This window comes from Rathayibacter sp. AY1C4 (genome assembly GCF_002932195.1).
Taxonomy (GTDB): domain Bacteria; phylum Actinomycetota; class Actinomycetes; order Actinomycetales; family Microbacteriaceae; genus Rathayibacter.
The window spans coordinates 12,409-29,633 of sequence record NZ_PSWE01000001.1 but is presented as its reverse complement, the minus strand read 5'-3'; the positions used below and the strand labels follow the sequence as shown (position 1 = coordinate 29,633).

Sequence of the window (17,225 nt, the reverse complement as noted above, 5' to 3'; positions counted from 1 at the left end):
GGCATCAAGACGGAGAACCAGGGACGGCCCTGATCTTCCGGACGGTCTCCTCAGGTGAGCCGAGGTCCGTGCTCGTCACGAGTTCATCCCCCGCCCCCGCCTGGCCGCTCCCCGCCGTCCGCCGCGCGTCCCTTGCTCCTCGACCGCGGAGACGGCACCCTCGGGTGACGGCCCACGGCGAAGGAGACGCATGGACGACGACGGACTCCTGGCTGCGCTGCTGCGGGGACGGCCGGCGACGCTGGCCGACGCGGCGGAGCTGACCCACATCGACGAGGCCGAGGTCGCCGCGGCGATCGAGCGGCTCCGCGGCCGGGGGCTCATGGGCGGCGAGGGCGAGCAGCTCGACTTCCCGGCGCCGATGGAGTGGGCGGCCGCGGCCATCGCCCGGCACACCGAGTCGGCGCGGCGGGCGGGCAGGGAGTCCCTGGACGGGATCGAGCGCGTCGTCGCGGGCCTGCCGATGCTGCTCGGCGCCTGGCGGGTCGGCGAGGACACGTCGGATCCCGTGCCGACCCTCCTCCGCCACGGTCCGCACGCGTCCGAGGACCTCTGGTTCGACCTCGTCCGCCGCGACTCCGGCTCGCTCGTGGCGGTGCTCCCGAACGTGGAGCGTTTCCTCGACCCGCCGACGGAGCGGGCGATCCGCTTCGGGCACGCGCTCGCGGCGAAGGACCGGGTGCGCGTCATCATGCCGGCCGCCGGCGCGCGCGACCCGCGGGTGCTCGCCCGGGTGAAGGCGTACCAGGCGGCGGGCGTCGAGTACCGGCTCCTCGAGAGCCCGCCGAGCTGGTTCTGGGTCGACGGCGACCACCTCGCCGTCCCGTTCGAGTGGGGCGAGACGAAGCCGACCAGCGTGCTCGGCGTGCGCCATGCGGCGCTGGCCGGGCTGGTCGAGTCGTACTTCGAGGTCCTGTGGCGGCAGGCCGCTCCGATCGGCGCCGTCGACCAGAGCTGGCTGCCGCTGCTCCGGCTGATGCGCCAGGGCGTCACGCTCGAGACCGCGTCGCACCGGCTCGGCATGAACCCTCGGACCGGCCGCCGCCGCGTGGCCGCCGCGATGGAGCACTACGGAGTGGCGACGCTCTTCGCGCTCGGCACGGCGTGGGCGGCGGACTCGCGCACCCGCGACGGCGACGCCGGTGCCGGCGAGTCGGTGCTCGTCGATCCGGAGGCGCTCGAGCCGGGAGCGCTGGACGACGGCGAGATCGACCTCGCCGAGACGGTGCCGCGCGATTGAGCCCCCGCGGGACCGAGCCGTGCGGCCGACCCCTCGACGCCTTCGGGTGGCCCTGAGGAGTCGGCCGATGCGCCCGCCCGGGCACCTCTCCAGTGTCGGGACGTGACCACGGCGGGGACAAGAGCCTGTAGCGGACACGTCCGCAAGAGGACACCGCACCCGGGAGCGGATCGCCGGCGCTCCCGCTCGGAGGCGGGCGCGTGCCAGGCTTGCCGCATGGATCTCGAGGTGCGGCCGGGGCTCGTCGTCCCCGCATCGGAGCTGCAGTGGCGGTTCTCGCGCTCCTCCGGGCCCGGCGGGCAGCACGTGAACACCTCCGACAGCCGCGTGCAGCTCACCTGGAGCGTCGAGGAGTCGACGGCCCTCTCGGACGAGCAGCGCTCGCGCCTGCTCGAGCGCCTCGGGAGGCGGCTCGTCTCCGGGGCGGTCACCGTCACGGTGGCGCAGGAGCGCTCGCAGCTGCGCAACCGCGAGACGGCCCTCGAGATGCTCCGCGGGATCATCACCGCGGCCCTCGCGCCTCCCTCCGCCCCGCGGCGCCCGACCCGGCCCACGCGCGGCTCCACCCGCCGGCGGCTCGCCGCGAAGCAGCAGCGCTCCGAGACGAAGCAGCAACGCCGGCGGCCGCCCGGCGACTGAGCGGAGCCGCAGGGGCTCGTCCGGCGGGTGCTCCAGGCCGCGGTGCCCCGGTCGCGCCGGACCCGGCTCAGGGAGTGAAGAACGCCTCGATCGCCGCGGTCAGGGCGACCAGGTCGTCCACGTGGGCGAGCTCGCGCGCCGAGTGCATCGAGAGCAGCGGCACTCCCACGTCGACCGTGGAGATGCCGAGCCGGGTCGCGGTCAGCGGGCCGATCGTGGATCCGCACGGCACCGAGTTGTTCGAGACGAACTCCTGGTACCCGACCCCGGCGCGCTCGCAGACGCCCGCCCACAGCGCCGCACCGCGCGCATCCGTCGCGTAGCGCTGCGTCGCGTTGATCTTGAGCAGCGGCCCCTTCCCGGCGACCGGCTGGTTCGACGGGTCGTGCTTCTCGGAGTAGTTGGGGTGCACGGAGTGGCCGGCGTCGGCCGAGAGGCACCAGGAGGCGGCGATCGCCCGGGCGCGCTCGTCGACACCGGCGCCGAGGGCCGTGCCGATGCGCGAGAGGACGTCCTCGAGGAACGGCCCGCTCGCTCCGGACCGGCTCGCCGAGCCGAGCTCCTCGTGGTCGAAGGCGGCGAGCACGCTGATGTGCGCGGGCGGCGCCGCGGGATCGGCGCTCGCCGCGAGGAGCGCGACGAGGCCGGCGTGCACGGAGCTGAGGTCGTCCATCCGCCCGGCGGCGAGGAACATCTCGTCGAGGCCGAAGCGGCGCGGCTCCTGCGTGTCGGCGGTGAGCAGGTCGTAGCCGGCGATGTCGGAGGCGTCGTCGAGCCCGGCGTGCGCGGCGAGCAGCTGGAGCAGGTCGACCTCGGAGGCGTCGCCGACGCCAAACACGGGGACGGTGTGCTTCTGGCGGTCGAGGGTGAGTCCCTCGTTCGCCGTGCGGTCGAGGTGGATCGCGAGCTGCGGGATCCGCAGCAGCGGGCCGGTCCGGAGCAGGCGCGTCGAGCCGTCGCGGGTGACCACGCGCCCGGCCAGCTCGAGCTCGCGGTCGAGCCAGGAGTTGAGCAGCGGGCCGCCGTAGATCTCGACGCCGGCCTGCAGCCAGCCCTTCGAGCCGATCGTCGGCCGGGGCTTGAGCATGAAGCCGGGGGAGTCGGTGTGGGCGCCCAGGATGCGGAAGGGCGTGGTCGCCCCGGAGCCCTCGGGCAGGTGCCAGGCGATGATCGCGCCGTCGCGGACGACGTAGTACCGGCCGGGCCCCGCGGGCCACGCCTGCGTCTCGTCCAGCCCCGTGAATCCGGCTCCCTCGAGGCGCCGTGCCGCCTCGGCGGCCGCGTGGTACGAGGAGGGGGAGGCGGTCAGGAACTCGGCGAAGTCGGCGATGTGGTCGTCACGCGTGGTCATCCCTCCAGTGAAGCACGCGGCGCGGCCGGGACGGGGAGGGTGCCGGGGGAGCCCCTGCGGCGGCCGTCACGGCCGGGCAGGGGCACCCCGGGGCGGAGGGTCAGCGCCGGGTCAGGTCGACGTCGGCCTCCGCGGCGATCGCCTTGATCAGCGCCGAGGCGTTCTCCCCGCCGAAGCCGGCGGCCATCGCCTCGTCGATGTAGTGGCGGGCCGTCGCGACGCCGGGGACGGGCGCGCCGACGCTGTTCGCGTAGGCCTGGATCAGCCCCGCGTCCTTCTGCATCAGCGCGAGGGCGAAGGACGGCGAGTAGTCGCCGGCGACAGCCTGCTCGACCCGCTGCGGGCGTCGCACTTCCCCGTTCGAGTCCGCGACGGCCGAGGACGCGGTCATCACGGACGCGGAGTTCAAGTCAGTTGCCGCGGATCTGATGAACATCCGCAGCACGATCGGGTACGTCTCGAGCAACCTCAACCAGCTCGCCCCTCGGTGGCGCCAGCGGGCGAGGGCTGATGCGCAGAAGTTGTGCGCGGGAAGAGGTGCTGAACCGCTCGTCGCCGCGTGAGGAGGGGGCGACGAGCGGTTCAGCGCTGGTCTTTCGGGTGTCGTCAGCGCACGACTCCGTCGATCTCGAAGCTGTCGAAGCTGCCGGCGAGGTACGGGTCGGGGAACTGTGACTTGCCGAGGAAGTTGCCGCTGGTGCGGCCTAGGTCCTTCGGAGCGAGCGGCATGGCGGTGTTCTGCCCGACCTGCACTCCGTTGGCGAAGATCGTTCCCGTCGTCGTGCCGTTCGTATTCGCCTTGAAGGTCACCTTGATGTCGGTCCACTGCCCAGCGGGCATCGTGAAGTTCGTCGAGATCCGTGTCTCCGCTCCATTACCGGAGGTCGTGAGGGCGAGCCCTAGCTTCCCGTCAGTCGACTTCGGCGTGAGGAACACGTACTTCTGGGTGCTGCTGCCGAAGTCGAACAGCCGGCTGAAGGTGGAGATCGAATCGACCTTCACCCTCATCGAGATGGTCAGGTCCTTCGAGCGTGACAGGATGTCCGACGGCAGCTGGGCGAAGGCCCCGTCGCTTCCGTTCAGCCGCAGCACGCTCGCCGTGCCGTCGGTGGCGGTTGCCGCCGTCCCCTTGAGCGCGAGCGCGTTGCCGTTGCCGGAGGCGTCGGGGACGGTGCCGTTCGACGATGAGTCGAAGGTGTAGGTCACCCAGTCGGCCGGGAGCGGCTGCAGGGCTTGAACGGTCACGGACACCGTGTCGGTGGTCGCAAGGACGCCGTCGCTTGCCCGGAGTGCGAACACGTAGCTGCCGGCGGTACTCACCGACGCAGACGTGCGGCGAGCAGTCGGCGACGCGAAGGTCGCGGTGGCACCGGCAGGAGCAGACTGCACGCTCCACTGCGTCGTCAGGGTTCCGTTCGGCGAGCCGAGTCCGTCGTCGGAGGCGGATCCGCTGAGCTGGATCGGATCGAGTCCGAGGGACAGCCCGGCCTGGTCGGGTCCGGCGTTGACGGTCGGCGCCGCATTCGCGCCCGGGGCGGTCGAGACCAGGTGGACGATGTACGTGCTGCCGGCGGGCGCATCGAACGGGACGCGGACCGGCGCGGGAAGCGTTCCCGCGAGAGAGGCGGGCCGGTAGACGTTGACGGTGCGCTGGCGCACGCCGTTCACGATGACCGCGTAGCTGCCCTGCGCGAGGCCGCTGACCTCCGCGATGCCGGAGTGTGCGGTGCCGGTGCGGTTGAGCATGTCCAGGCGCAGGTCGGCGCTGTTCGAGCCGACGATCGCCTGCGAGTAGGCGTCGTTCTCGAGGTCGACCGACAGCTGCTGGGTCACCAGGTTGAGGCGGCGCTGCAGGCCGTCCTTCGGGATGACGGTGGTGGAGTAGGCGTCCCGCGAGACGTCCGCTCCGTATCCGACGACTCCGAAGATCGGGTCATCGGTGACGACGTCGGCGCTGAGGGTCTGCAGGGTGCCCCACAGTCCGAGATCGCTCTCGCCGGTCATGCCCCGCCAGCCGTTGTTCAGCTTGACGTTCGCGCCTCCGCCGACCCCGAGGGTGCCGAGGTTGCCGCGCTCGGCCTGGTACGACCACGATGCGGCTCCGATGTTGGCCGGCGCGTTGCTGATCTGGCCGGAGTTGATGGTCGCGAGTCCTGCGACCTTGCCGGCGTAGTTCAGGCGCTGCAGCTCGGCGCGGCGCGCGGCGGTGATGGCCGTGGTTCCGGTCTCGAGTGCTGCGGTGTGGTTGATGTAGTCGTCCATCGTGTAGCCGGCGAGGGAGGCGCTGTACTGGAACTGCCACCAGTTCTCGCCCGTGATGGTGGTGGGGTCGGAGTACCAGTACCAGACGGGCATGCGTCCGCGGGCGGCCTCCGTCTTGGCGACGATGTCGCGCATGACGCGCAGGGCGTTCGTCTTGTCGTCGTTCACATTGAGCTTGGCGAGGGTGTAGACCGCCTCCTCCCCCGTGTTGTCGTAGCTGTACTCGGAGCCGTAGGGGTAGGCGTTGGAGGAGAAGTTGGCGTACTTGATCGCCATCTTCGCTTCGATGTCGTTGGCCTGCGTGTCCAGTCCCTCGGCGCGCAATGCGGCGATGAGATCGGGTGTCGAGAGCTCACCCATGAGTCCGGTCTCCCAGTTGTAGGCGACGGGTCCCTCGTAGAGCTCCTTGAAGATCCCGTAGGCCGTCGTCAGGTACCACTGAGCGGGGTGGGCGTAGGCGATCGCGGAGGGGTTCTGCTTGGCGATGTTGTACATGCCGAAGAACGTGTTGTAGACGTGCGGGTAGGCGTAGCCGCGGTAGCCGGGCGTGGTGTTCAGGCTGCCGGGCTTCCCCTGCTCCCAGAAGTCGTAGACGGTGTACTTCGGCGCGGCGCTGGGCGACGTGTTCCCCATCAGGTTCTCCCAGACGGCCTTCTGGAGGTAGTCGTCGAGGGCCTTGATCTGGGTGGCGTCGGGCAGGGCGACGAGCTTCTCCGCGAGGAACTGGCCGTGCGGGAGTCCCCAGTCGTCGCCGAGCCCGTAGTAGCCGGCGTACTCGTTGCGGCGGCCCTGAGGGGCGTTCGTCGTGGTGGCGAGGCTGCCGTCGGGGGCGTTCATCATCCAGTCGTCGAAGGTGTAGTTGCGGATGTCGCTCGCGGAGAGCCCGTCGGACGGCTTCCACTGGGTCTTCTCGACCATGAACTTCGCATGCGTGTCGAGGAGTCCCGCGACACTGTCGATCACGGAGAACTGGAGGACGGACTGCCGCGCGGCGCCGGTCTGGTCCGTGTACGAGACGGTGACGTCGTTGGCGCCCAGCTGCGTGCGGTCGAAGGTCATCCCGTAGATCCGGTAGTCGCCGTTGCTCCGGGAGAACGTCACGACGGGGTTCGTGGGCGCTGACCCCTTGAGGTCGTTGCGGTTGCGCGCGGTGACTGACGTGATGGTGCCCTTGATCCGGAACGCCATCTCTGCGCGCCGGTCGATGGGCACGATGAGTCCGGGGACGACCGTGGTGTCGAGCAGCCCTCGATCGAACATCGTCTGCTTGAGTGCTGCGTCGTCATCGACCTTGCCGATGCGATAGGTGTAGCTCTTCGTCGCGCCCGGCGCGATGGCGACACTGGTGGAGCTGAGGTAGCCGCGGTTGGTCTTCTGGATCGCGGTGGAGTGCGGGTAGTAGATGTTGAGGCCCTTGATGTTCGAGCTCTCGTTCGCCGAGTTCCAGGCCCAGGAGGTGTTGCCGACTTCCTCGGTGCGCCAGCGGTCCTGGTACTCGAAGCCGGAGCCGGATGCGGTGTCGGCGGTCATGGCGATGAACGGGCCCTGGCCGCTGGGACGCTCGAGAGTGACGTAGGAGCCGTTCTTACCCACGTAGGAGTGTGTGAGGACCCGGGTCTCGTAGATCGAGTCGCCCTGCCTCCATAGCTCGTTGCCGGGAACGGGGACACCCCAGTCGCCGATGACGAGCTGCGTGGCCGCGGTGTTCTTGACGTCCTGCTTCCAGACCAGGGAGCCGTCGGAGGCGAGAGAGTACGTCTCGGTGACGGTGAAGCCCTTCACGCCTTCCGCGTTGGTGGAGTTCTGGTGGGTGACCGTCACACTGCTCGACGTCGCCGAGACGGTGCGGCCGTCGGCCGACTGGGAGGTCCACGCGGTCTTCCAGGGGTTCGCGCCGACACCGGTGGTCGACACTGCTCCCGTGCCGTTCGCGTAGGAGAACATCAGGTTCCCGAACCACTGGCGGTACTTGCTGTTCGTCTCGCGGGCCTGCTCCGGAGCGCTGTCCGGGTTCATCAGGTAGTCGGTGTCGTGTAGGTCGCCGACGATCTTGAGCGACTGCATCGACCCGTCCGCGGCGAAGCTCGCGCGGATCTTGTCGGAGGCGAGCGTGTAGGGGTAGCTGGTGGCGGCGTCGGCGGTCTGGCCGACCACCACCGATCCTGCTGCGGCGATGACGCCGATCGTGAGCGCCGCGAGCAGCCGAGAGGCTCTGCGTGAGAGGAGGGACATGTCCTGCCTTCTTCGTCGAAGTGCGGATGCGGTGACCGGCGGCCGCCGCAGAGGAGCGAGGATCCGCCCGGCGGTGGGAGCTCGCCCGGGAATCAGGAGTGGTTCACGGGAAGCCAGATGCGCATCGACACGGGACCTCGGGATCCCCACGACCGGTACGGGGTGAGCGCCACGGTCAACGGCCGTCGGTGCGGGGTTCGAGGGATTCTGGAGAAGGGCCATTCGTGCTCGTCGCGTTCGGCGACGCTGCCGGCGAGCGTCACACGCCCCTCTCGTGCGATCGGGACCGCTCCGGCGTCCAGGGCGATGTCGTCGACGTGGGCGCCGGCGGGGAGGTCGACGGACTCGAGGCAGAGGATGTCCGGTCCGTGCTGGACGGCGACGGTGCCGCGGGTGGCATCGATCCTCTCGTCGGGCTGCACGAGGACGGGTTCGAAGGGGAGGTCGAGTTCGATCCGGTCGCCGACGCGGAAACGCCGTTCGAGGTGGAGCGTGCCGTGGAACGGTCCGGTCGGCGTCTCGGCAGCATCCCCGTCGGCGGAGACGACGACGACGTCCGCGTTCGTCGCCCAGGTCGGGATCCGCAGCGTCAGAGTCCACGGCTCGACGGGTGTGCGCGTGATGGTCACGGCGACTCGCCCCCGCTCCGGCAGGTCGCTGGAGACCTCCATCGAGACGTCTCCCTGGAGGAGAGCGGCGGAGATCGTGGCGGACGCGTACTGGTGCAGCTGCACACCCTTCGCATCGGTGGTGGCGAGGTAGCCGGACAGCGAGGCGAAGGTGCGGGCGAGGTTGTTGGGGCAGCAGGCGACGTCGAACCACGCCGCCCGCTGACTGGAGTCCGCGCGCTTGGACTGCTCCTCCGGGGAGGACGCGACGCCCGGCTCGCGCCGGTGGAGGGTGTTCGCGTAGAAGAAGGAGCGGCCGTCCTCGGACACGGCGGTGGCGATGATGTTGTGCAGAGTGCGTTCGATCAGGTCCGCGTAGCGCGGGCGGCCGGTGGCGAGCAGCAACCTCCACGAGAGCATGATCGAGCCCACGCCGGCGCAGGTCTCGCAGTACGCGCGGTCGTTGGGTAGCTCGAAGTCGGCGCCGAACGCCTCGTCCTGGTGATGCGAGCCCATTCCACCGGTGATGTAGGTCCGGCGTGCGACTGTGGCCTCCCACTGCCGCTCGACGATCGCGAGCAGCTCGGCGTCATCAGTGTCCACGGCGACGTCGACCACCGCGGACGTGAGGTAGAGGGCGCGCACCGCGTGTCCGCGGAGGACCTTGGCCTCGCGGATCGGGACGTCGTCCTGGAAGTAGGCGCGACCGAACTCGACGTCTTCCAGGCTCTGGTGACCGCGGCGGTCCAAGAACACGCGGGCTTGCTCGAGGTAGCGCTCCTCCCCCGTGGCGCGGGCGAACTCCGTGAGCGCGACCTCGATCTCCGGATGTCCGCAGACCGTCTGGCGGCCGTCCGCCCCGAACTCCGAGCAGATGTGGTCGGCGAGACGGCGCGCGGCCTGCGTGAACCCGTCCTCACCGTGGGTACGCAGTCGCGCGACCGCGGCCTGGAGGAGGTGTCCGGCGTTGTACAGCTCATGGCCCCACTCGAGGTCGCTGTAACGCTCAGCCTGACCGTGCCGGCCGAAGCGGGTGCCGAGATAGCCGTCGCTCTCCTGCGCACTGACGATGCGGGCGGTGAGAGCGCGGATGATCGATTCGGTCTCCGGGTCCTCACGTCCGGCGGTGTGCCAGCAGAGCCCTTCGAGGGTCTTGTAGACCTCGGAGTCGGCGAACTCGCGTCCGCGACGGCCTTCGGCGAGTCCGCCCCCGACGGCGAGCTCGAAATTGCGCAGCCATCCGGCGCGCTCCAGCCAGCCGAGGTTGTGCTCGAAGGTGGCGGTCGCGTTGACGGCGACCCGACGTCCCCAGAACCCCTCCGGGTCCAGCTGGACCCGGTCGATGGCGAGGGGTGTCAGGGTCCCGGCGGCCGGGTCAACGGGCAGGGCTGGGGAGAAGGTCATGACGGGATCTTTCACGAGTGGCGCGGGACGAGAGGAAGGACGACTGCTACTTGACGCTGCCGACGGCGAGGCCCTCACGCAGCAGCCGGAACGACAGCACGTAGACGGCCAGCAGCGGCAGCGAGGAGATGACCGCGAGAGCCATCAGCCCGGGCCAGTCGATTCCGTACCCCGACGTCTGCTGCGCGATGAGAGCGCTGATCGGGTAGTTGACCGGAGAGAGGAAGAGGTTGATCGCGAAGAGGAACTCGCCCCAGGCGACGAGGAAGATCAGCGAGCCGACCGTCGCCATGCCGTTTCGAACGATCGGGACGACGACGGCGAAGAAGGTGCGCAGCCGACCGGCCCCGTCGATGGAGGCGGCCTCTTCGATGGCGTCGGGCACCGCGGCGAAGAACGGTCGCAGCAGCAGCACGGCCCACGGCAGCAACATCGCCGTATCGGCGAGGACGAGACCGGCGGTGGTGTCCAGAAGACCGAGCCTGCTGAAGATCGCGAACAGAGGGATGATGCTCGCCGTCTGCGGCACCATCTGCAGGAAGATCAGCAGCCCGAGGACGAGACCGGCGACGACGCCGTCGACGCGGCGCAGCGCGTAGGCGAACGGGACGCCGAGCGCGAGCACCAGTGCAGTGGTCCCGAGGGCGATCTGCGCCGACTGGGCGAGCGCCGTCGCGAGGGCGGGGTTCGCGAGCGCCTCCGCATAGGCGTCGAAGGAGGGCGCCGAGAGGATCGCTCCGCCGACCACGTCGCCCTGGCGCTTGAGGGAGGTGAGCACGATCCAGACAAGGGGCAGCCCGTACAGGACGTAGAGCACCACGCGTACGGTGAAGGCGACCGGCTCCCGGGTGCGGGACGGTCGCGCGACGCGGGTCGCAGCGCCGCCTCGCAGGCGGGTCAGGGGGGCGGTGAGGGTGCTCATCAGGACTCGCTCCTGGTCGATCGGACGTAGACGACGGCGAGGACCGCCACGATGGCGAGGGCGATGATGCCCGTCGCGGAACCAAGTCCGTAGTCGTGCTGGACGAAGGCCTGGGAGTAGCTGAGGTAGGGCAGCGTGGACGTCGCGTCTCCGGGGCCGCCGGCGGTCATCACGTAGATGAAGTCGAAGCTGCGGAAGGCGTAGACGACGGTCAGGATCGCCAGGATGACGGCGGTCGGCCGCGCCGCGGGGATGAGGATGCTCCGGATCTCCTGCCAGCGGCTCGCGCCGTCGACCGAGGCCGCCTCGAGGATCTCGGGGTCGATGCCCAGCAGAGCCGACCGGAAGACCAGCGCATTGAAGGGGATGACGGCCCAGGCGTTCACAATCGCGACCGAGAGCAGCGCGAACCTCGCGTCGTAGAGGAAGGGGACGCCCTCCGCCGAGAGGCCGGTCGCCCGCACGAGCGTGTTGACCAGACCCTGATCGGCGAGGAGGAACTTCCAGATGCTGCCGTTCACCACGGGCGGCATGGCCCAGATGAACACCATCATCCCGAGGAGGAAGGCACTGCCCAGTCGGGAGGACCGGAGGGCGATCGCCGCTCCGAGTCCTCCGACGACCCCGACGACCGTGACCAGGACCACGAAGGCCCCGGTGCGCAGCGTGGCGCCGCCGAGGTCGGAGCCCTCGAGCAGCGCGAGGAAGTTCTGGACGCCGACGAACGGCCAGTCCCCGTTGAGGGTTCCGGAGCTGACCTCGCTGACGCTCATCCTCATCAGCAGGTAGATGGGGTAGAGCGACAGCGCCGCGAGCAGCACTCCTCCCGGTGCGGCGAAGCCCAGTCGGCCGCCGCCGACGCCGGATCGTCTCCGGGTCGTGGTCGAGGTGCTGCTCACGGTCGCTCCATTCTCTCGTCGGGGTCTGCTACTGCTGGAGCAGCGGCGTCAGGGTCGTCATCAGGTCGCTCGAGAGCTGCTCGGGGGTCCCACTGCCGGCGACCGCCGCGCTCCAGGACTCACCGACGGTCTGCAGCACCTTCGCGACGTTCTCGGACGGGATCGCCGGGTCGGGCGAGGTGTGGCCGTCGTCCTGGAGGATCGCCGCGAACTGGGAAAGGATCGGGTCGCTGCCGACCTTGTCGTCGGCAGCCGCGTCGGCGCGGGCGGGGATCGAGCCGAAGGCGTCGAGCAGCGTCAGCTGCCCCTGCTTCGAGAAGAACTCCTGCTCGAGGTACTCCTGCGCGAGCTCCTTGTTCTCGGAGAAGGCGCCCACGTTCTGCACCTCACCGCCGAGGTAGACGGAGCCGTCTTCACCGACGGGGATCGGCACGACCCCGTACTCGAACGCGGCGTCCTTCTCGGCCGAGGTGATCTGCCAGTTGCCGTTCACGGCGAAGGCCGTGTTCCCCGCGGCGAACTGCTGGAAGGGGACCGTCTGGTCCCACGTCGCCGCCTCCTTGGTCAGATAGCCCTTCTCGGTCCAGTCCTGCACCATCGCGAACGCGTCCTGCAGCGGCTGCTGCTCGGGTGCGGCGTAGTCCCACCCGGCACGCGAGAGCCACGGGAACGCCTGCCACTCTCCCTCGGAGTTCGCCTTGCCGGTCAGCGTGATGCCGTCCTTCCCGGCGGCCGTGGCCAACGCGAGATCCGCCTCGAGCTCCTCGAACGAGGTGGGAGCCTCGACACCCAGCTCGGTGAGGATGTCCTGGTTGTACCAGAGGCCGATCAGGTTCACGAAGCCCTGCACGCCCATGACGTCGTCACCGACCTTCTGCACGACGGCGTCGGGGAACTGCCCGGCGTCGGCGTACTGGTCCCACCACTCGTTCATCGGCTCGATGGCCTTCGCCTCGGTGAGGGTGAAGGTGTCGGCGGCGTTGTAGACGACCACATCGGGGCCGGTGCCCGTTCCCGCGGCCTGCACGAGCTTGTTCGTCAGCTGGTCGAACGGAACGTAGACGTTCTCGACTGCGACCCCCTCGTGCGTCGACTCGAAGTCCGACGCGAGCTCCTCGAGTCCGGCGGTCTGGCCGTCGACGGAGTAGTAATGCCAGACGGTCAGGGTGTCGCCGCCGTTCCCGGCCGAGGCGCCTCCTGCGGACGACGGCGTGCAACCGCTGAGGAGAAGGGCCGCAGTGGCGGCTGTGACCGCTGCGACAATGCTGATCCGGGTGCTGTGACGCCTCACGACGTGCCTCGCTTTCACTGTCTTCATTGACTCGGCCACCTGGTGCCAGGTATTTCATCGATGAAATCGAGGACCGCTGTCGGCGATAGTAGAGCCGCCGGGCGGCCTCCGTCAATATCCGCGATTCACCCGGTCATATCGCGGTGCGCTGGTCGAGGCGTGCATACTGTGCGCACCAGTTCATCGATGAAACGGAACGGCCATGACCTCGCACCCCGTCCACCGAGCGCACGGCATCGTGCACCCCGCCTTCACGGTCGGGACGATCGATTCGCGGCTCTTCGGATCGTTCGTGGAGCACCTGGGCCGAGGCGTCTACGGCGGCTTGCTCGATCCTTCGCACGAGAGCGCCGACGCCGACGGATTCCGCACCGACGTCCTCGCGCTCGTCGAGGAGCTCGGAGTCACGACCGTCCGCTACCCGGGCGGCAACTTCGTCTCGGCGTACGACTGGCGCGACGGCATCGGTCCGGTCGAGAATCGTCCCGTCCGGCTCGATCCGGCCTGGCACACCGTCGAGCCGAATCGCTTCGGGATCGACGAGTTCGTCCGCTGGTGCCGGGCGGCGCGCGTCGAGCCGATGATGGCGCTGAATCTCGGGACCGACGGAATCCGCTCGGCCCTGCACCTGCTGGAGTACGCGAACCACCCCGGCGGCACGACGCTCTCGGACGAGCGGCGCGCGAACGGCGCCGACGAGGCGCACGACATCCGGCTCTGGTGTATCGGCAACGAGATGGACGGGCCGTGGCAGATCGGCCATCTCAGCGCCGGCGAGTACGGGCGTCTCGCCGCCCGCACCGCCGCCGCCATGCGCGCACTCGACCCCGACCTCGAACTGATCGTCTGCGGCAGCTCGAACGACCGGATGGCCACCTTCGGAGCCTGGGAGCAGGAGGTGCTGCTGCACACGGTCGAGCACGTCGACTTCGTCTCGTGCCACCAGTACTTCCGCTACGACGGCGACCTCTCCGCGTTCCTCGCCTCCGGCGTCGCCATGGACCGCTTCATCACCGCCATCGCCGACACGATCGGACAGGTCCGAGCACAGAGGCGATCAGAGCGTCCGATCGCCATCTCCTTCGACGAGTGGAACGTGTGGGACTTCGTCGCACACGATGAACGAGTCGCCGGAGGGCTCGAATGGGAGGAGGCGCCCCGACTCCTCGAGGACCGCTACACGGCAGCGGACGCCGTCGTCGTGGGCGACATGCTCATCAGCATGATCAACAGAGCCGACATCGTCCGGGCAGCGAGCATGGCTCAGCTGGTGAACGTCATCGGTCCGATCATGACCGAGCCGGACGGCCCCGCCTGGCGGCAGAGCACCTTCTGGCCGTTCGCCCAGGCACGGCGCTCCGCCGGCGCCACCGCGCTCCGGACCGTCGTCGAGGCGGACAGCACGGGAGCGGGCGATGACTCCGCTCCCGTCCTCGCCTTCGCCGCAGCGGCGCACGCCGACGGCTCGCTCGACCTGATGATCGTTAACCGCGCGACCGACGGCGTCACGGACACCACGGTCGACCTCACGTCGTTCCCCACCCTCACGGTGACAGAGGCACTGATCCTCCGACACGAGGACCCCTTCGCGACGAACTCGGCGGAGCTCCCCGACACCGTCACTCCGCGGCCCCTCGCCGTAGCGCTGACCGACGGCGTCCTCTCGCTCCGGATCCCCGCCATCGCCTGGGTGACCGTGCGCCTCTCGCCGACCGTCGACCTGGGATGATCGGGGAACGCTCATGGGAGGGATGATGCCGATGCCGCGATCGCGAACCCGCCCGGTGACCATGGCCGATGTCGGCGCTGCTGCAGGCGTCACCGCTCGCACGGTCTCCAACGTGCTCAGCGGCAACGCCAACGTCAGACCCGAGACCCGCGATCTCGTCCTCAAGGCAGTCCGCGATCTCGGATACCAACTCAACGTCTCCGCGCGCGGACTGCGCACCGGCCAGACCGGGCTCATCACCCTCGCGATCCCGGATCTCGCGATCGAGTACTTCGGCCAGCTCGCGACGGTCATCATGTCGGAGGCCGAGCGGCACAGCTGGACCGTGATCATCCAGCAGACCGGAGCGCGCCGAGACGCCGAGATCGCCGTCCTCTCCGGCTCCAGCCGCCAGCTGTCGGACGGACTGATCTTCCAGCCCCACGCACTCGGCCCCGGAGACGAGAAAGTACTCGTCGGGGACCGCCCACTCGTTCTCCTGGGCGACAGGATCTTCGACGGCCCGGTCGATCACGTGACCATGGCGAACACAGCCGCCGCGGCCACCGCCACGCAGTACCTGATCGACCGCCAACACCGGCGCATCGCCGCGATCGGCAGCAACCCCGCCGGCGGATCCGTCAGCGCCGCAGCACTCCGCTTGGACGGATACCGCGGTGCCCTCGAGGCGAACGCGATCCCGTTCGACCCCGCCCTCGTCGCGGTCGCCACCGAGTGGCACCACGCCGACGGCGCCGTCGCGATGACGCAGCTGCTCGACTCCCGCGTCCCTCTGGACGCCGTCTTCTGCTTCAACGACACCCTGGCCTTCGGGGCACTGCACGCACTGCACGTTCGCGGCATCCGCGTACCGGAGGACATCGCCGTCGTCGGCTTCGACAACGTCACCGCCGCCGCCTACGCGATACCCGCCCTCACCACGATCGATCCCGGCAGCCGCCAGATCGCCAAGACGGCCGTCGACCTCCTCGCTCAGCGCATCCGGAACGGCCCTCCGGCGCACCCGAGCGAGATCGTCGTCGAGCACTCGCTCATCTCCCGCCGCAGCGCGTAGCACAAGCACATTCGTCAGCGACGAGCCGGTCCGCGCCCGAGAACACGTCTCCGAGCGCACACCGCTCGGCGTGCCCCGTCCACTGACCGACGCCCCACCGGCGCAGCGACCCGGCGCGAGGACTGGCCGGTGACGTCGCGAACGGATCCGTATGGAGAGCAGCACCTTCGCATGCATGTCGAGGTGGCTGGTCCGGTAGCCGTGAGCCTCCGATACGTCGCGCAGGCCGCGCCCGCTCACCCCGCGCCGGAACCGGCCCGGAAGTGAGCAGATTGCCAAGATCGATGCCCTTCGGGGAGGGGCTGGAACCGCTTCTACTAGATCTGAATATCGGTGTCGAACATTCCGACGGGCGGGGTCCTGTAAGGCAACGGTTCGCCCGGCAGGTTCTCGTCTGTCGCTCCCGTGAACGGTCCGTCTGTGGATAGCAGGGCGGCCATGTGTGGTTCGGCGTGGTTGATCCACCAGGCGCTGATCCCGAGTCCTGCGTCGAGGCGGGATGCTTCCCAGCTGCGCCAGAGCGCTTCGATGCGTTGCACGGCCTCATCGACGGTCCACCAGTCGGCGCGCCAGCGTCCGGTTCCCTGACCTTTGGCGGAGACGCGGCGGCGGTACGTGTAGCGCCAGTACTTCCGCAGCCACTCGTCCGCTGAGCCGTAGACGAGGGTCCGGGCGGAGTCCTCTTCGAACGAGCGCTGCACGGCCGCTTCGGCGCGGGCCTGCATCAGCTCGACCCGCTCGGGCGTCAGTGCTCGTTCCAAGGCTTCCTTCGTCATCCCGGCGATGATCCCGGTGATGACGTCCGCGACCTCTCTCGCGGCGATCGCGTCGACGTCGAACGCGCCGAGCATCGATGCGGCCGCGGTGTCGCCCTCTCCGTCGACGGCGGCTGAGAGGCCCGCAGCCTCTTGCACGTCTCCGCCCGCGAGCGGATCGTCGTCAGTCACGCTGCGCCTCCGCTCGCTTGGCGTCCTCGTTCTCCATCAGAGCCCGCATCGACGCCGCGAGATCAATCGCCGGGTCCGGCTCGACGGACGCGCCGACCGGCTCGGCGCCGGTCACGACCGGCTGCGCCGACGTCGCCGCGACGGGAGTCGGCTCGGCGCCATGTTCTGGGGCGGTCGCGGGGTCGTGGGCGGCGATGGATGCCTTGATCGCTGCGACTTTCTCCTTCGTGCCCTCGTACCAGGGAACGGTGCGCAGCAGCGCGGCGCGGGATCCGGTGGAGAGCATCACGGCGCGGCCGCGGGGCATCGCTCCGAGCTCGTCCACGGTCAGGATCCGTTCGCGCTTCAAGGCGGTCGAGGTTGAGCGGACGCCCTTGTTATAGCTGGCGGAGGTCGTTTCGCGGTCGTAGTCACCGACGAGCTCGGAGACGTTCTGCAGGAAGTCGTTCTCCTTGACGCTGCCGAGGTAGAGGAACGCGTTCGACGCGCTCCACAGCTTCAACATGCCCTCCTTTCCCCGTGCCGCTCATCCAGGCGTCGATCCTCCCGCCCGACGGCAAGCGCGCCTAGCCGCGAAGCCCGCGTCTCTGCGGGACGGAGGCGCCTTCGTTTCCGCGGCGGGACGGCGCTCGTCGCTCCTGTGGTGG

At 69.6% G+C, this 17,225-nt stretch carries 13 protein-coding genes; 4 read left to right on the top strand and 9 right to left on the bottom strand.

Features of this window, described 5'->3' with window-relative positions; all coding sequences use genetic code 11:
- Window positions 1-190: 190 nt before the first annotated feature.
- Both C5C99_RS00110 and arfB read left to right on the top strand, forming a co-directional pair.
- Window positions 191-1,240: a hypothetical protein gene (locus tag C5C99_RS00110; RefSeq protein ID WP_104339388.1), complete on the top strand. Its 1,050-nt coding sequence runs from the start codon at window positions 191-193 to the stop codon at window positions 1,238-1,240.
- Window positions 1,241-1,456: 216 nt separating this feature from the next.
- Window positions 1,457-1,879 carry an alternative ribosome rescue aminoacyl-tRNA hydrolase ArfB gene (arfB, locus tag C5C99_RS00105; RefSeq protein WP_104257473.1) on the top strand — a complete coding sequence of 141 codons (423 nt, stop codon included), beginning with the start codon at window positions 1,457-1,459 and terminating at the stop codon, window positions 1,877-1,879.
- A 67-nt stretch (window positions 1,880-1,946) separates the two neighbouring features.
- Here arfB and C5C99_RS00100 read toward each other — a convergent pair whose 3' ends face one another.
- From C5C99_RS00100 to C5C99_RS00070, 7 genes are all read right to left on the bottom strand, one after another.
- The gene (locus C5C99_RS00100) at window positions 1,947-3,230 is read right to left on the bottom strand and encodes a M18 family aminopeptidase (protein ID WP_104339387.1); all 1,284 of its coding nucleotides are present in this window, start codon (window positions 3,228-3,230) and stop codon (window positions 1,947-1,949) included.
- 100 nt (window positions 3,231-3,330) lie between these two features.
- Entirely contained in the window at window positions 3,331-3,582 is a 252-nt protein-coding gene (locus tag C5C99_RS00095; RefSeq protein WP_181074509.1) for an NAD-binding protein, read from the bottom strand.
- Window positions 3,583-3,836: 254 nt separating this feature from the next.
- The gene (locus C5C99_RS00090; RefSeq protein ID WP_104339385.1) at window positions 3,837-7,724 is read right to left on the bottom strand and encodes a DUF5695 domain-containing protein; all 3,888 of its coding nucleotides are present in this window, start codon (window positions 7,722-7,724) and stop codon (window positions 3,837-3,839) included.
- A gap of 92 nt (window positions 7,725-7,816) precedes the next feature.
- Window positions 7,817-9,736: a glycoside hydrolase family 127 protein gene (locus tag C5C99_RS00085; RefSeq protein ID WP_104225865.1), complete on the bottom strand. Its 1,920-nt coding sequence runs from the start codon at window positions 9,734-9,736 to the stop codon at window positions 7,817-7,819.
- A gap of 46 nt (window positions 9,737-9,782) precedes the next feature.
- Window positions 9,783-10,658 (bottom strand): carbohydrate ABC transporter permease, encoded by an 876-nt coding sequence (locus C5C99_RS00080; protein WP_104224039.1) that lies wholly within the window; start codon window positions 10,656-10,658, stop codon window positions 9,783-9,785.
- Window positions 10,658-11,557, bottom strand: a complete 900-nt coding sequence (locus C5C99_RS00075) for a carbohydrate ABC transporter permease (protein WP_104269559.1) — start codon at window positions 11,555-11,557, stop codon at window positions 10,658-10,660. Before C5C99_RS00075 ends, C5C99_RS00080 begins: the two co-directional genes overlap by 1 nt.
- A 28-nt stretch (window positions 11,558-11,585) precedes the next feature.
- Complete coding sequence (locus tag C5C99_RS00070; protein ID WP_181074508.1) at window positions 11,586-12,848, bottom strand: extracellular solute-binding protein; 1,263 nt, start codon at window positions 12,846-12,848, stop codon at window positions 11,586-11,588.
- Window positions 12,849-13,050: 202 nt separating this feature from the next.
- Here C5C99_RS00070 and C5C99_RS00065 point away from each other — a divergent pair, with 202 nt between their 5' ends.
- Complete coding sequence (locus C5C99_RS00065) at window positions 13,051-14,577, top strand: alpha-N-arabinofuranosidase (protein ID WP_104260521.1); 1,527 nt, start codon at window positions 13,051-13,053, stop codon at window positions 14,575-14,577.
- 31 nt (window positions 14,578-14,608) lie between these two features.
- Entirely contained in the window at window positions 14,609-15,631 is a 1,023-nt protein-coding gene (locus tag C5C99_RS00060) for a LacI family DNA-binding transcriptional regulator (RefSeq protein ID WP_104257515.1), read from the top strand.
- Between the two features lie 317 nt (window positions 15,632-15,948).
- Here the strand turns inward: C5C99_RS00060 and C5C99_RS17290 are convergent, their stop codons facing one another.
- Together C5C99_RS17290 and C5C99_RS00050 are read right to left on the bottom strand one after the other, a co-directional pair.
- Window positions 15,949-16,578: a DUF4913 domain-containing protein gene (locus tag C5C99_RS17290; protein WP_219813586.1), complete on the bottom strand. Its 630-nt coding sequence runs from the start codon at window positions 16,576-16,578 to the stop codon at window positions 15,949-15,951.
- Window positions 16,571-17,083 carry a TraM recognition domain-containing protein gene (locus C5C99_RS00050; RefSeq protein WP_104339383.1) on the bottom strand — a complete coding sequence of 171 codons (513 nt, stop codon included), beginning with the start codon at window positions 17,081-17,083 and terminating at the stop codon, window positions 16,571-16,573. Before C5C99_RS00050 ends, C5C99_RS17290 begins: the two co-directional genes overlap by 8 nt.
- Between the last annotated feature and the right edge of the window lie 142 nt (window positions 17,084-17,225).